The sequence below is a fragment of the Lachnoanaerobaculum sp. genome, from assembly GCF_057250505.1.
The window spans coordinates 1-14,413 of the sequence record NZ_DBHIEQ010000039.1; the positions used below are offsets into that span (position 1 = coordinate 1).

Genomic DNA, 14,413 nt, shown 5'->3' on the forward strand with positions numbered 1-14,413 from the left:
TTTGTGGGGCTTATAAAATAATTATTTTAGGACATAATCATTTATGCTTGACAGTTGTTATATTTAAATAAGATTTAGATATTTTTATTTTTCCTTATCATTATTCTGATAGCTTCCACAGCTGTCTTGATAGCGGCACTTGTATCATGTACCTGCTCATTGCTAAGACCCTTTTTTGCTCTTTCCTGATTGGCAATCGCCAAAAATACGGATCCGATTTTCACTCCGAGATATGAAGCTACAGTGAAAAGTGCAGCAGACTCCATCTCCGACGCAAGTGTACCAAGCCTTAACCAAGCTTCCCACTTGTCCATAAGCTCATAGCTTACAGGCTTATTCTCCGGCTCATGCTGACCGTAAAAAGCGTCCTTACACTGTACCACTCCTATATGTGACTTAAACTTAAGCTCATCGGCAGCTTCTTTAAGCGCACTCAACACCTCAAAATCCGCAACCGCCGGGAACTCTATCGGCGCATACTCCTTACTGGTACCTTCCATCCTTATAGCACCGTTTGCTATAACAAGGTCTCCTCCGCATACATCAAGCTTCATACCTCCACAGGTACCTACTCTAATAAATGTATCCGCACCGCATCTTACAAGCTCTTCAAGTGCTATTGCCGCAGACGGACCGCCTATACCTGTAGATGTTACCGATACCTTCTCACCGTCAAGATACCCTGTGTATGTAACAAACTCTCTGCTGTCCGCCACAAGCTTCGCATCATCAAAATATGCCGCAATCTTCTCACATCTTTTCGGATCTCCCGGAAGTATAACATACTTTCCGACTTCTCCTTTACCTACTCCGATATGATACTGTACTCCTGCTCCCTCAGTATAATCAATCATACTATTTTCCCTTCAAATTTTAAAATTTAGATTCATTATATCTGCATCTTATGTAAGCGTCAACATAAGTGAGTAATGCAAAATGTTATTTAATATTGACTTTTATATCATAAATACATAGAATCATATTTATACAGTTCATATAGACACTTTATCTGATATGGTTTTGAGATTTTAACCTTAATTTGGCAATTTTATTATAATAATATAATATAAAAATTTTGACCTACACTTTCAAACATTAATGTTAATAATCTGAACATGAAAAATAAGTGTTTTATTGTATGAAATATAAGGAGAAACGGTAATGAAAACTATAACGGCAAAGCCTGAAGATATTAGAACAATATTTTCAAGGGAATATCAGATTCCAATGTTCCAAAGAGAATATTCATGGGAACAGGAGCAATGCGAAACTCTTTGGGATGATTTGATTGACTTTCATAATGAAAAAGATAAAAAAGATAAATATTTTTTGGGGAATATTGTAGTACATCCAATTGATGAAAGTGAAAAATTTTCAGTTATAGATGGGCAACAAAGACTGACAACTCTTCTCTTGCTTATCAGAGCACTTTTTGATAATGCGGGTACAGTAAAAGCATTGGAGGAATGTTTAAAGATAAAAGACAAGCTAAGTTCAGAGCTCACAAATAATATAAGATTAAATTCAGATGTTATTGAGAATGATAAGAAAAACCTTGAAAAAATTATCTTAGAAGGCCGTTGCGATGATGAAAATTCGAGACTTTATATAAATTATGATATGTTCAAGAAGAAAATTTCAGATTGGAAGCAAGGAAAAACTTCTGATGAATTAAATAAACTTATTTTAACATTCTTAGATAATGTAGTATTATTACCGATATTATGCGAAACAGAAGATGATGCTTTGAACATTTTTGAGACTATAAATAACAGAGGTCTTTCATTAAGTGATGCGGATATATTTAAGTCAAAGCTTTATGCCGGAATTGAAAGTTCAAAACGCGGGGAGTTTATAGATGAATGGAATGAGTTATATGATCAAGAAGACCTGTTTCGTATTTTAATGTATATCTGTAGAGCACAAGAAAATGATATTTCTAAGGAAAAGGGATTAAGGTCTTATTTTTCATCCAAAACAGGTAGACTACAGGATACAACAAAGGTAATGGACTCTCTAAAAAAGATAAATGAAATAAGATATTCTGATACAGGCATGTACAATGATTCATTATGGAATATTTTGGAAAATTACCCTAATCAATATTGGAGATATCCCTTATATGTATTCTTGCATAAATATATGATATGGAAAGAAGACGGTGAGTTATACTTACCGGAAGAACACTATGAAGAATATAAGAAGCTGGTAATGTTAACGACAGCATATTACTTTGTAAAAGGTGTTGTGTATAATTCTGTTAATACTGTAAAAGATACAACATTTAAGGTATGTGCAAAAATAGAAAATAATGATAATTACCTGTCTGAGTATATAGATAATATGGGCAATGATTTAAAAATATTCTATGACAAACTTAAAAGTGCGGATTTGGGTAGATGTAAAAGAGGAATTATCTTACTAAGTGGATTTTTGAATGAATCGCAAAGTATTGAAGATTTTTATGACTTGATTTTAAACTCTAATATAGAAATAGAGCATATCTTACCAAGAAAGTGGTCTGATAATAATGACTGGGATGAACAGGAAGCAAAAGAAGTAATGGAAACTTTAGGTAACCTTGCACCATTTGAGAAAAAGCTAAATATAAGTGCAAGTAATGAATTTTTCAAAAAGAAAAAAAAGGCCTATGAAGAATCAAAGTTTGCAGATATTAAAGATTTATCAAAACTTGATAAATGGGACTATGATGAAGTAAAGATAAGAGAAAAAAATATTATTAGTAGAATAAAATCTTTTATAAAAGAAGTATCTGAATTTGTATGAATTTTTTAGCTGTCGGGAAATGATAGTTATACAAAAGGGATGGCGTACTAATTTTGAGTCACGCCATCCCTAAGCTTTTTTCTTTACTTATTTTTTAAGTTTAGGATGTATTGCCCCAATCTATAAATAGTTTATCCTGCTAAAACAAAATGCTCCGCCTTCAAAACCCATTCTTTTTTCAACTCCATATCTACGAGTCCTCATATCAGTACGTTTTCTTACACCCTACTTTCTATTCATAAGTTCTCTTTGCGCATCCACCTTCATTGCAGTAAGTGATAATGCTACATCACCGTTATCTCCATAATGAATACCTGATCTGGCCATCTTCCAAGAAAATTCCTCATGTGATAAAGCACTGAGCTTCCATGGTGACAGACTTCCATATCTATCAAAGACTCTTCTCAGTAAACCCTTTGTATCCTCTGAGACTTGAGACTGCAAATTTAATGAACCTTCAAAGCCCGATTTCTTTTTAAACTCAGATCTGACCTCTTTTAGCACCGGCCCATATTTCCATCCATAAAAAGTTGCATCAAACAGAGGTTCATTATTATACATTAGAGATTCTCTTTGTGCAAAATACATAAGCTTATGCATTCTCATCTCATCCATATGTTTGCCGTTTTTTTCATAAAACATGCTGTCTAAAGTCATTGCAACACTCATTGTATTCTCCATATAAGACCTCCTATTAATTTTTCTATATATCTTTCTACATTTTAATTTTTAATAAAAACTATAATATTGCCTTTATTCCCTTTGCACTGCGAAGTATCACATCTGTGAAATGATTACCCGTATTCAATTCAAATATCACCTCGCTCCCAAGTTTCTTAAAATACTCTGAAAGCTCTCTTGTATTATCTTCTACAGTTTTTAATACAGGATTGCGTGTATTTGCCTCTTTATCCCCTAGAGAAAAATAGATTTTATCAGGTAACTTCCTACAATCATTTCTTTTGCAGTATTCAATAAAGTCATGAAACCAAAGTGAGCCCGACATACTTGCCACTCTGTCAAATGCATCGGTTTTATACATAGCATAAACAGCAAAAAGACCTGCAAGTGAATATCCTGTTATTCCTGTAAATCCGGGTTCGCCATCTATCATCTCCTTTGCCTTTGGCAAAATGTCATCTATAAGCAATCTCAGATACTCTTCTGCACCGCCGCTAAAAGATTTTTCTTTAGAATAGATTGAAGGCATATACCATGGCGACATATCATGATTCCAATCAATATTTCCAATAACAAGTAAATTAAAAGAAGTGCAGCCCATATTCTGCAATGCTTGATATACATCTTCGCCATCACCTTCAAAAGTATTAAAAACAATCAAAGGAGCATTTGTATCAGATGACTTGTATATAGTGATTACTTTATCTTTTATATTTAATTTTTCTTTATTCAATTAGCCTCCATACGTATAATCTTATTTTAATTCCTTCTCACATTTTTTAGACGGTCTTACATATTTTTTACGACTAGGATGTATAGCCCCAATCTTCAAATAGTTTTCTCTTGCTTCTTGAAGACTTACACAATTAGCTCCAGTGTCTGCATCCGGATCATCATAATCAAATATATCATCTTCCCAAAAGCAAACAGGACAAATATCAAATGTAAGTCCCAAACCGTCTTCAAAAGTATAGTAACCACAAATAGGGCATTTTTAACGTTTCATAAATACCTCCTCTATATTCAATAATAATATATATCTATACTAATCTAATATCTGCTGACGATATATTGTATTAGATATAAATATAACTAATACACTTATATAATTACTTTTCTTTACTCATAATATTCTTTGAATCTGCCAATACTTCATAAAGCTTTCCGTCTACTCCGGTTTGGACTTTCCTATAGTTTACCTTTACACCGTCGTCAAGATCCAATTCTATACGGCTTAGTGCCAAGTGGGAAATCTTTTCATCATATTCGCGGCATTCCTTCAGCTGCTTTTGCAGTTTTTCTTTACGTTTTTTTGCTGCCGCCACATCCCTTGCATTTGCAACATTGTCTATAGTATCCTGCATACGCTCAATCTCACTCTCATATATACGCTGCATACGATGTAAATAATCAATACGAAGATTTCCGACGGTATCCGCATTATACCTGTGAAGGTAAATAAGAGCCTTAAATCCGTTTTGCTTACTGCTGTCAAACAGCCAATATATAGGTCTCTTACCTGAACCTGTAACAGAATATGTCTGACAATGGTCCTTAAAGAAATCATTCATAAAATAATTTCTTATAATCTCACGACTTGTATTTCCCTTATTTCCAAGAGCATTTGCAATAAAATCAAGGTTCTCTTCCAAAGTGTCCTCACTGTAGACCACCTTTAACCAAGTACAAAGGCGTGTAATTATGTCAATATCATCTTCCAAATACACCTCATCCGTAATCGGAATAATATTGTCAAGGACAGGCTTAAAGCTTGTATACTTTGACGCATCCCACTCTCCGCCGGCATAGGCAAGACCTTGTGTATCTAATGAATATCGTCCGAACATACAGCCAACAGCGTAGGAAAGGAGTGAAACTATCTCGTCTCTTCGTGTTCTGATATAAGCAGAACCCTTCATAGACTCAGGAACATCTTCCTTAGTATCAAATACTCTGTGAACTGTAATATCCTTGTCTAGAACCTCAGGTGTAAGCTCATCCTGTAGACCGTAGATATCTATAAATATGCGATTAAGTTCTTCTTCATTGGCTTTTAGCTTAGTAAATCGTTGCTCACACTCCGACTTCCAATGCTTATATGCATTCTCAACCGTTACAGGTTTGTCAGAATCAATATTTATATGATTTACAAGTGGATGGTGCTTAAAATCCCATGAGGTTTCGTAGGAGTCCCAGTCGGTTTTAGATATACAAATACTCTCTTCAACAACATTTGATACTTTGTTCATATAATTGGAGTCTAATATAGTCGGAACTTTACCCAACGGTCCTTCATGAAAATCCAGTGTTGGAGAAAGTACTGATAATATAATAGATACAATTGGGGTATTTGTTAATCCAAGTAAATAAAATAATTCTTCTTCATTATTTGGAAAGCATACCGAGCCCTTTGTTTCAAACATATGTCCTACAGGACTATAACGCATTGCTAAACTACCACTTGCGATAGTTGACCAAGTCATCCCCTTTTTAAAATAAAAATCCATATTTTGTGGTCTTGATTTAAGTTTACCCTTACTATCATAATTATTTCTTATCTCAATACCGTCATCTTCCCAATTAACAAGATAATCATTATTTCCGTACCATTTCCTATAGCTACCTCCTTTATTACACGGAAACCATTTCTTTCCGATTCTTTCTGCATCAACTCTGCTGTCACAGTTAAACCCTATTTTATTAAAACCAACTTCTGACCATAATCTTAAGAATCGCTCATTGTCACCTGTAGCTAACCCTTGACGTGGCTTTGCTATATCAGCAAGACATTTATTCTTAAAAACACTCAAAAATTTATCATTAAAACAATATGCAATCGGTTTCCCCGGTATACTATCGAAGTACTTACGACCTGATTTATACCTATACTTTCCTGAAAGATAGAGTTTCTCTTTTTCACATTCTGAGGCAGCCAAAATCAGTCTAGAATATACCCCAACGTAATCATTAAAAAACGAATTGCGTGTAATAAATGCTGTTGTTTGTACAATCTCACCACTAATTTCATCAAATGCTCTTGCTCCAAGATGAGCCATACAAACAATATCCGACTCTTCAACGTTATCTCGTAGTCTTTCAAAACTTGACAAAAACATCCATCCATGTTGTGTAATCATTGCTCTATAAGCATTTTCCTTAACAAAATATGCACATCTTTCAATGAAGGCAGAATACAAATCTGTTTTACTACATGGGTATAACTCAGATAAATACTGTAGCAACCTACTTGACATTCCAGAACTCCCCATATACGGCGGATTTGTAACCGCAACCCAATATTTCTGACCCAGCACCTTTCCCTGTGCTATCAGCTGCAACATAGCTTCTTTAGTATCCTCTATGCCCACTGTTTCCAAACTTATCTGTCCTGTCGGTTCGCTGTCGGAGACAAATCTTTCCAAAAGTTCAAAATCATACTCTTTTACCGTAAGTATTGAACCGTATTCCTTGGCATCAATAAAAGTATCAAGTAATGAGTTCATCTGAGATAATGCCTTCTCTATGTCATACTCACTTAGTTCCATACCGAAATATTTCAGATGATTCCTGTTGATACTGTTGCTCTCCTCTATGGAATACAGATTCGGCTTGTGTTCTCCGTTTAAGATTCTGCGGTTGTACTGCCTTGCTTTCATCATTATAGCAAAGTATGAAAGTTGAAAAGCTCTTTCATCTATATCAAGACCGTAGATATTATTCTTTAAAATACTTACTGCGGCATCTCTTTGTTCGTATCCTGCACTTTCATATATCTGCATAAGTACATCAAATGCATATACCAAAATATGTCCGCTTCCCATACATGGATCAATAATCTTTATATCCTCAGGATTAAGTTCGGCATACTCTTTTCTGATTTCTTTAAGTTTTTCTTCTACATCAGGCTCCTGCTTGACTTCTTCCAGATAGTATTTCCAATTTGACTTAAGCTCATCATTTGGATGTCCTTCCACCCACAGTCTGCCAAGGCTGTTTTCCACCATATATCTGACTATCCAATCAGGTGTAAACAGCTGTGTTGCCGCAGGAACATCCTCTTTTTTTATCTTTGTTCCCGAAGGTCTGCCAAAAACCTCAGCCTTCGGCTCCGTATTATAATACTGATACAGCCATCCTATGATCTCTACCTGTCCGCCTTTTTCTATATTGAAGTCATCCTCCGATATATCATGAACGAGCTTATACACCACACCTTCCTTGTCAATAACGGAAATATTCAAAAGTAGCTCCGTATAATCATTTGTCTTTTCAAAAAGTGCCGGCAGTTGCTCATTCAATGCATTACACTGTTTTATAAAGAGAATACAAAAAAGGTTATCAAGTTGATTATCTGTCTTTAATTGTATAATTTTTTCTTTTTCTTCGTCTGTAAATTCAAAACCTGCTTCAAAAGGACTTGCAATAATATCAGGTTCAATCCTACCCTTAATTGAAGAAAGCACACGTGTACGAGAAGTAAGGTAATCATTTACCTCCATAAAGCGTATAGCAATCAATCTATTGAACCATGTATATGCTACTTCTTCAATAATATATTTATATGCCGTAGTGTAATCACTGTCTCTTTCTTTCTGACGAATGACTTCTACAAGCTTTCTTCTCTGAGCTATAGCATCTCCACTTATAGAATATGGTGTATCGGTTCCGATATCATAAAACTCCGTACCCGGTGTAGACTGCGGCAGTGCCTCGCTTATTCCCTCTGTAGTTATTCCCATCAGTCCTGCACGATAACTTATATCGGCAATCAGCTTATTCCTTGCCTGTATTGCAAAGTTTTTGATGGCTGTCTTATTCATACAACCCTCCTGTTATTATGTATTTTATATAGAAATATACTCTGTATAATAACATAATAGCGACGCTTTTAGCTACACCGCAAGATGCAATAGTCCATTTTTATTTGCAGTTTATTTTAGCAAAATGTATGTCTTTTATTATAAAATTTTTGCTTGGACAAAGTATAAGTATGTGGTAGAATGAAAGGGCTTAAGTAAATGAATATAGAGGAATAAGATTAGCCTTGGCTGTTTAATTATACCTTTAGGTGGATTTATATTCTAAATTTTGTGATTTTGAGACGGCCCGCATAAAATAAGGGTTTATAGCACTTCGAGTAACAAGTATCACGAAATTTTTAGCAAAATTCGCTTGTTAAATTTTAGGCACGCTAAAGCCTCTTTCAGGCCTTGTAATATAAGGGTTTGAAGGGGGTAGGGTTTACAAAAGCTATCCCCGATAAGGGGACGGAAACTACTTGTCCTGCTCTCTTGATAGCCACGCGTTTACAAGTTTACAAAAGCTATCCCCGGTTAGGGGACGGAAACGCTCTAATAGTAAAATACAAGGAATCCTGCTGCACATCCAGTTTACAAAAGCTTACCCCGTTTAGGGGACGGAAACTAACCTGCTCTTAAGTTCTCTCCTTAACTGCATTGGGTTTACAAAAGCTTACCCCAATAAGGGGACGGAAACGAATCAACACCAAATTTCTCGATGAGCTTCTTACACCACGTTTACAAAAGCTTACCCCGATTAAGGGACGGAAACACTCTTGCCGGCACTGTTGTAAGAAAATCGATATCATCGTTTCCAAACCCTACCCCCGCTAAGGACACCCCCTTTTCTACCTTAAAAATTAGATATTAAAAAGGATGTCACACTACCATTCAGCGTGACATCCTCTTTTTTACACAAAAATAAGCCGAACCTCGAAAAGTTCGGCTTATATTGTAATATGGGTATGCAAATCCATATTATTACACAAATTATAATTTATTAGAATATTCTCCAAGCTACTATGAAGTTGTTTCTCCACCAGCTTGACATACCGCTTCTCTTTACTCTACCTCTTGAAGATGAAGCATCTATGATCTCACCGCCGCCTGCGGCTATTCCTACGTGGCCTGAAACCACCACGATATCTCCTGCCTGTATATCTGAGAAGGAACTTATTCTTGTATATCTTCCCGGATTTCTCCAGCCTGAAGATGTGATATAGGACTGTCCTACACCCATCTGCTTTAGAACCCAATAAACAAAGCCTGAACAGTCAAATGAGTTTGAGCCCTTTGCACCCCAAACATAAGGACTTCCTATCTTTGAAGATGCGATGCTTATCATATTTCCTACACTGCCTGAATATGAACCGCCGCTTGACTTGCCGCTCTTTTCGGATTTGTTTGACTTGGAATCATTCTTTGAAGGTCCTCTAAGTCCGTCCGAATTCAGCTTTGCAAATGTCTGTGCTCCGGCTCTACCGTCAGCATCAATACCGTTATTACTCTGGAATCTCTTCAGTGCGGCCTCTGTAATCTCACCGAAGTATCCTGTAGCATTTGACTCGTTTAAATATCCCGCCTTGGCAAGGAGAGACTGAAGTCTTGCTACCTGCTCATTCTGGTCACCCAGTACAAGTCCGTTTGCCTTTGCATCACTTGAGAGGATGACTGCTCTTGTGGAAGGTCCAAGGTAACCGTCCACTACAAGGTCGTTCTTTGACTGGAATGTTCTTACGGCAAGCTCCGTATCGCTACCGTAGTTACCGTCAGGGCTTGATGTAAGGTATCCGAGCTGGAACAATCTGTTTTGTATTGCCTGAACCACCTCACTGTGTTCGCCGAGTGAAAGCGTATTTGCTTTTATTTCATCCGAATAAAGCAAATTCATGGTCTCACTTCCCACCTTACCGTCCTCTGAGAGCTGATTTATCTGCTGAAGCTTAAGTGCGGCTTCCTGAGTCTTTTCATCATATGTACCTGTTATCATATCGGCAGATGCCAGGTAACCGAGCTCGTATAGACGACTCTGTATTCTTTTTACATCTTCACCCACATCACCGAGCTTTGCCGCATAGTGCTTTGCATTGGCATCCATCAAAAGCGGCAATGTGGAAGGTCCTATAATACCGTCCTGTGCAAGTCCGTTTTGTCTTTGGAAAATCATAACGGCAGCCTTTGTAACCTCACCGAAGTAGTTGGTAGGCTCATCATTGTCCATAAATCCAAGTTCCATAAGTCTTGACTGTACCTTGGCGATATATGAATGCTGCACGCCCTCTTCCAAAAGTTCAGGTCTAGGTTCCTCGGTCTCGACCGTGATGTCAAGTGAAGGGAACTCATTTCCCGCCTTTTCCATCGGCATTACATTAGCGGAAGCCACCGCTGCCGCTGTAGTTGAATCCACCACTGCGGTTGTAGTTGTAGCAACACTTCTTGCACTTTTTCCTGAGAGCGAAACACCGATTATAGCGGCTATTGCCACTACACCGATTACACCTCCCGCCATTACTTTCTTATGTTTGTCCATGTCTTGGATAGCTTCTACTCTGTCCTTTACCCCTCTTAAAAATTCATTCTTTTTTTTCTTGCTCATCTTCTTTTCCTTGTCAAAATTTATTCTTGTAAATATTCTGCCAATTGTGCAAACTCTTCCAAGCTAAGGGCTTCTCCTCTTATCTTTTCAGACTTTCCAAGCAATGACAAAGCGTGAATTATTCTTTCCTTTGAAAGCTTCAGTCCGTCAAAATTTGTCAGTGAGTTCACCAAAGTCTTTCTTCTTTGGTTAAAACCTGCACGAATAATTTGAAACACCAACTTTTCGTCTACAGTCTTTATAGGCTTATCCTTATAAATATCAAGTCTTATAACACTTGAGCCGACCTTAGGCCTCGGAATAAAACAATTTGGCGGAACAAATGCCACAACATAGGGGTTTGAATAATATTGCACCGCCAATGACAATGCGCCATAATCCTTACTTCCGGGTGATGCCTGCATTCTGTCAGCCACTTCCTTTTGAATCATAACTGTAATGCTGTCAATATGTGTATGTGACTCCAAAACATTCATGATAATGGGAGTTGTAATATAATATGGCAAATTTGCTACAATTCTTATGTTCTCAAATTCGTCATACTTTTGCCTGCATTCGTCAATCAGATTTTCCAAATCTATTTTCAAAAAATCAGCATTTATTACACTTGTATTTTTATAATCTGCCAATGTCTCATTAAGTATCGGCAGCAAGTTTTTATCAATCTCAACGGCTACAACAGCCTTTGCGGCATTTGCAAGGTACTGTGTGAGCGCTCCTATTCCGGGACCTATCTCAATGGCCAAATCATTTTCTCCCAGTCCCGATTCCGCACATATCTTATCTAAGACATGTGTATCTATCAAAAAGTTCTGACCGAACTTTTTTTGAAAGTTGAAGTCATATTTTTTGATTATATCTATAGTATTTGCCGGATTAGCAATTTTTGTCATCTTAATCTCCATATGAAAATCATTTCATCTTAGGATATAATTTTCTTGCATTTTTAAAGGTCTTTTCTATAATAAAATCCCTTGAAACTCCCTTTATCTCACTTATTCTTTCTACGATATAAGTCAGATTCAAGGAAGAATTTCTCTTACCTCTGTTCGGCACCGGTGAAAGATACGGGCAATCGGTTTCAAGTACAAAGTCATCAAATGAAATATCTTCCACGGTCTCTTCAAGTTTTTTTGCATTCTTGAATGTGACCACACCGCCTATGCCGAGTACATATCCAAGTTTTATGAACTCTCTTGCCATCTCCTTACTGTAGGAATAGCAATGTATAACTCCTTTTACTCCCTTAAACTCTTTTAAAATATCCAGTGTATCCTTTGCAGCATCTCTTGAATGGATAACTACAGGATAATCATACTTCTTTGCCAACTCAAGTTGAGCAATAAAAGCCTTTTTTTGTATCTGCCTTTGTGGCTCATCGTAGTAATAGTCAAGTCCTATCTCACCTACAGCCACACATTTTTCATCTAAAAGCATCTCTTCCAATTTCAAAATGCTTTCAGAGTCTATTTCTTCACTTGAAGACGGATGAACTCCTACTGCCGCATAAACAAATTTATATTTATTTGCAAGCAAAAGACTTACCCTTGAACTTTCCATTGAGGCTCCTATATTTACAATCCTTTTGATGCCCGTATCTTCAACATTATTTAAAAGCTCATCTCTGTCTTCATTAAATGCCTCATCATCATAATGGGCATGCGTATCTATTATATAAAATTCTTCTTTTTTGTCCATGTAATATTTTCTTAAAATTTGCGTAATATTTTTATTGAAGCATATTTATCAAAAAAAATAAAACCAATAAATGTACGGGATAAAACAGATAAAATAAATATTTTAAATTTTTTCCCTTTTTTCCACTATACATATTTATAGGTATAAGGCTGAAAAATGCTGTAGGTTCAAACGCAAAAATAACTGCCGTTGCAACATTCCTATATAATGTCCTATCTCTAAAAAGGTATATACAGGCGACAGCCAATGGCCCTATAAACTCATAATCAAATTTGAGCAGCCATGCTATAAAACAGCTTACCCCCACAAAAATAATACTGAAATCAGGATATTTCCTGATACAGCAAAGCATTATTATACATATAAGAAGTTCCCACATGACATTTTGATGATATATCTCAAATACCGTATTATAAAATGCCAAATCATATGGCACTTCGGATATAATTGCAAACAATGCCAGTCTTATTATATATTTTTTTATGTTCTTTGTGTGAACAAATCCCTCAACAAGTAAAAATACATATATTGGAAAGGCAATACGCCCTATCATTCTTGAAATAAAATACAGCCTTGTAGACATATTGGCACCGAATAATAAAAAAATCAAGCCGGTTGCTCCTATATGGTCTATAAGCATTGTAAGCATTGCGATATATTTTAATACCGCACCGGAAAAAATCTTTATATTTATTTGTTTCAATTTTATTTGTTTCAATGCCACCTCCTTAAAATATTAAGGTTTTACTGTCTGTATTATGATATTTCTGAACCCGGCTTAATGTTTTTTTCAGGTGACACCAAACAGGCATTTCCCTCATTATCTTCAGCTAAAAGTATCATACCTTGACTTTCAAGTCCTGCAATCTTTTTCGGTGCAAGATTTGTTACCACCAAAACCTGCTTACCTACCATATCCTTAGCTGAATACCACTGCTTGATACCGCTAAGAATCTGTCTTGTAGTGTTTCCGACTTTTACTTGTGAACAAAGAAGCTTTTTTGATTTTGGAACTTCTTCACATTTTATTATTTGTCCGACCTGTATCTGAAGCTTTGCAAAGTCGTCATACTCTATAGTATCCTTTGCCTCTACATCTACTCCCTCTATTTCACTTGATTCTTCTTTATTTCCGTTTAGATTAAGGGATTCAACCTTCTTTAATACTTCTTCAAGTTCAAGTCTCTTGAATAAAATCTCAGGCTCCTTTGCTACGGTAGTACCACTCATAAGAAGTCCGAACTTGTTCATATCCTCAAGGCTTCTCTTATTGGTTCCGAAGTACTCAAGTATTTTCTCCGAAGTCTCAGGCATAAAGCTGTGAAGCAGTGAAGCCCCTATTGCTATAGACTCTGACAAGTTATAAATCACTGTTTGAAGTCTTTCTTTTTTATCCTCTTCCTTTGCAAGTATCCAAGGTGTAGTCTCGTCAATGTACTTATTGCATCTTTTAAACAATGTCCATATCTCGGTTATAGCGTCGGCTACACGAAGCTCCGACATCTTCTTTACCACCTTCTCGACAGTCATAAGCACGACATCCTTAAGGTCGGTATCTACTTCCATTGCTCCTGCTACGCTCTCGTCATTTGCATCTGTAAGCACTCCGTCAAAGTACTTGTTTGTCATAGATATTGTTCTGCTTACAAGGTTTCCAAGTACATTTGCAAGATCGGAGTTGAATCTTTCAACCATAAGCTCCCAGCTTATTACACCGTCATTATCAAAAGGCATCTCATGTAATACAAAGTATCTTACGGCATCCACACCGAAGAAATCCACCAAAGTGTCGGCATATATTACATTTCCCTTTGACTTGCTCATCTTACCGTCACCTTGTAAGAGCCAAGGA

General features: G+C 36.5%; 11 protein-coding genes. 1 reads left to right on the forward strand and 10 read right to left on the reverse strand.

Features of this window, described 5'->3' with window-relative positions:
• Positions 1-74 precede the first annotated feature (74 nt).
• Positions 75-854, reverse strand: coding sequence for a uridine phosphorylase (gene udp / locus ACO6FI_RS12195; protein WP_485457570.1), 780 nt, complete (start codon positions 852-854; stop codon positions 75-77).
• Between the two features lie 307 nt (positions 855-1,161).
• On the opposite strand from udp, the gene ACO6FI_RS12200 reads away from it, so the two are divergent.
• Positions 1,162-2,787, forward strand: coding sequence for a DUF262 domain-containing protein (locus ACO6FI_RS12200; RefSeq protein ID WP_485457571.1), 1,626 nt, complete (start codon positions 1,162-1,164; stop codon positions 2,785-2,787).
• A 225-nt stretch (positions 2,788-3,012) separates the two neighbouring features.
• On the opposite strand, the gene ACO6FI_RS12205 is transcribed toward ACO6FI_RS12200, so the two are convergent.
• From ACO6FI_RS12205 to metG, 9 genes are all read right to left on the reverse strand, one after another.
• A complete protein-coding gene (locus ACO6FI_RS12205; RefSeq protein WP_485457572.1) occupies positions 3,013-3,468 on the reverse strand; it encodes a Panacea domain-containing protein in 456 nt (151 codons plus the stop codon).
• A gap of 58 nt (positions 3,469-3,526) precedes the next feature.
• A complete protein-coding gene (locus tag ACO6FI_RS12210; RefSeq protein WP_485457573.1) occupies positions 3,527-4,201 on the reverse strand; it encodes an alpha/beta hydrolase in 675 nt (224 codons plus the stop codon).
• Between the two features lie 21 nt (positions 4,202-4,222).
• Positions 4,223-4,453 (reverse strand): CPCC family cysteine-rich protein, encoded by a 231-nt coding sequence (locus ACO6FI_RS12215; protein WP_485457580.1) that lies wholly within the window; start codon positions 4,451-4,453, stop codon positions 4,223-4,225.
• Positions 4,454-4,577: 124 nt separating this feature from the next.
• Entirely contained in the window at positions 4,578-8,288 is a 3,711-nt protein-coding gene (gene pglX / locus ACO6FI_RS12220) for a BREX-1 system adenine-specific DNA-methyltransferase PglX (RefSeq protein ID WP_485457574.1), read from the reverse strand.
• Positions 8,289-9,267: 979 nt separating this feature from the next.
• A complete protein-coding gene (locus ACO6FI_RS12225; protein ID WP_485457575.1) occupies positions 9,268-10,863 on the reverse strand; it encodes a C40 family peptidase in 1,596 nt (531 codons plus the stop codon).
• Positions 10,864-10,883: 20 nt separating this feature from the next.
• A complete protein-coding gene (gene rsmA, locus ACO6FI_RS12230) occupies positions 10,884-11,756 on the reverse strand; it encodes a 16S rRNA (adenine(1518)-N(6)/adenine(1519)-N(6))-dimethyltransferase RsmA (RefSeq protein ID WP_485457576.1) in 873 nt (290 codons plus the stop codon).
• 19 nt (positions 11,757-11,775) lie between these two features.
• Positions 11,776-12,561, reverse strand: a complete 786-nt coding sequence (locus tag ACO6FI_RS12235) for a TatD family hydrolase (RefSeq protein ID WP_485457577.1) — start codon at positions 12,559-12,561, stop codon at positions 11,776-11,778.
• A gap of 31 nt (positions 12,562-12,592) precedes the next feature.
• On the reverse strand, positions 12,593-13,279 hold the full coding sequence (locus ACO6FI_RS12240) for a TraX family protein (RefSeq protein WP_485457578.1): 687 nt from the start codon (positions 13,277-13,279) through the stop codon (positions 12,593-12,595).
• A gap of 38 nt (positions 13,280-13,317) precedes the next feature.
• On the reverse strand, positions 13,318-14,413 hold a 1,096-nt coding region (gene metG, locus ACO6FI_RS12245), incomplete at its 5' end, for a methionine--tRNA ligase subunit beta (protein ID WP_485457579.1).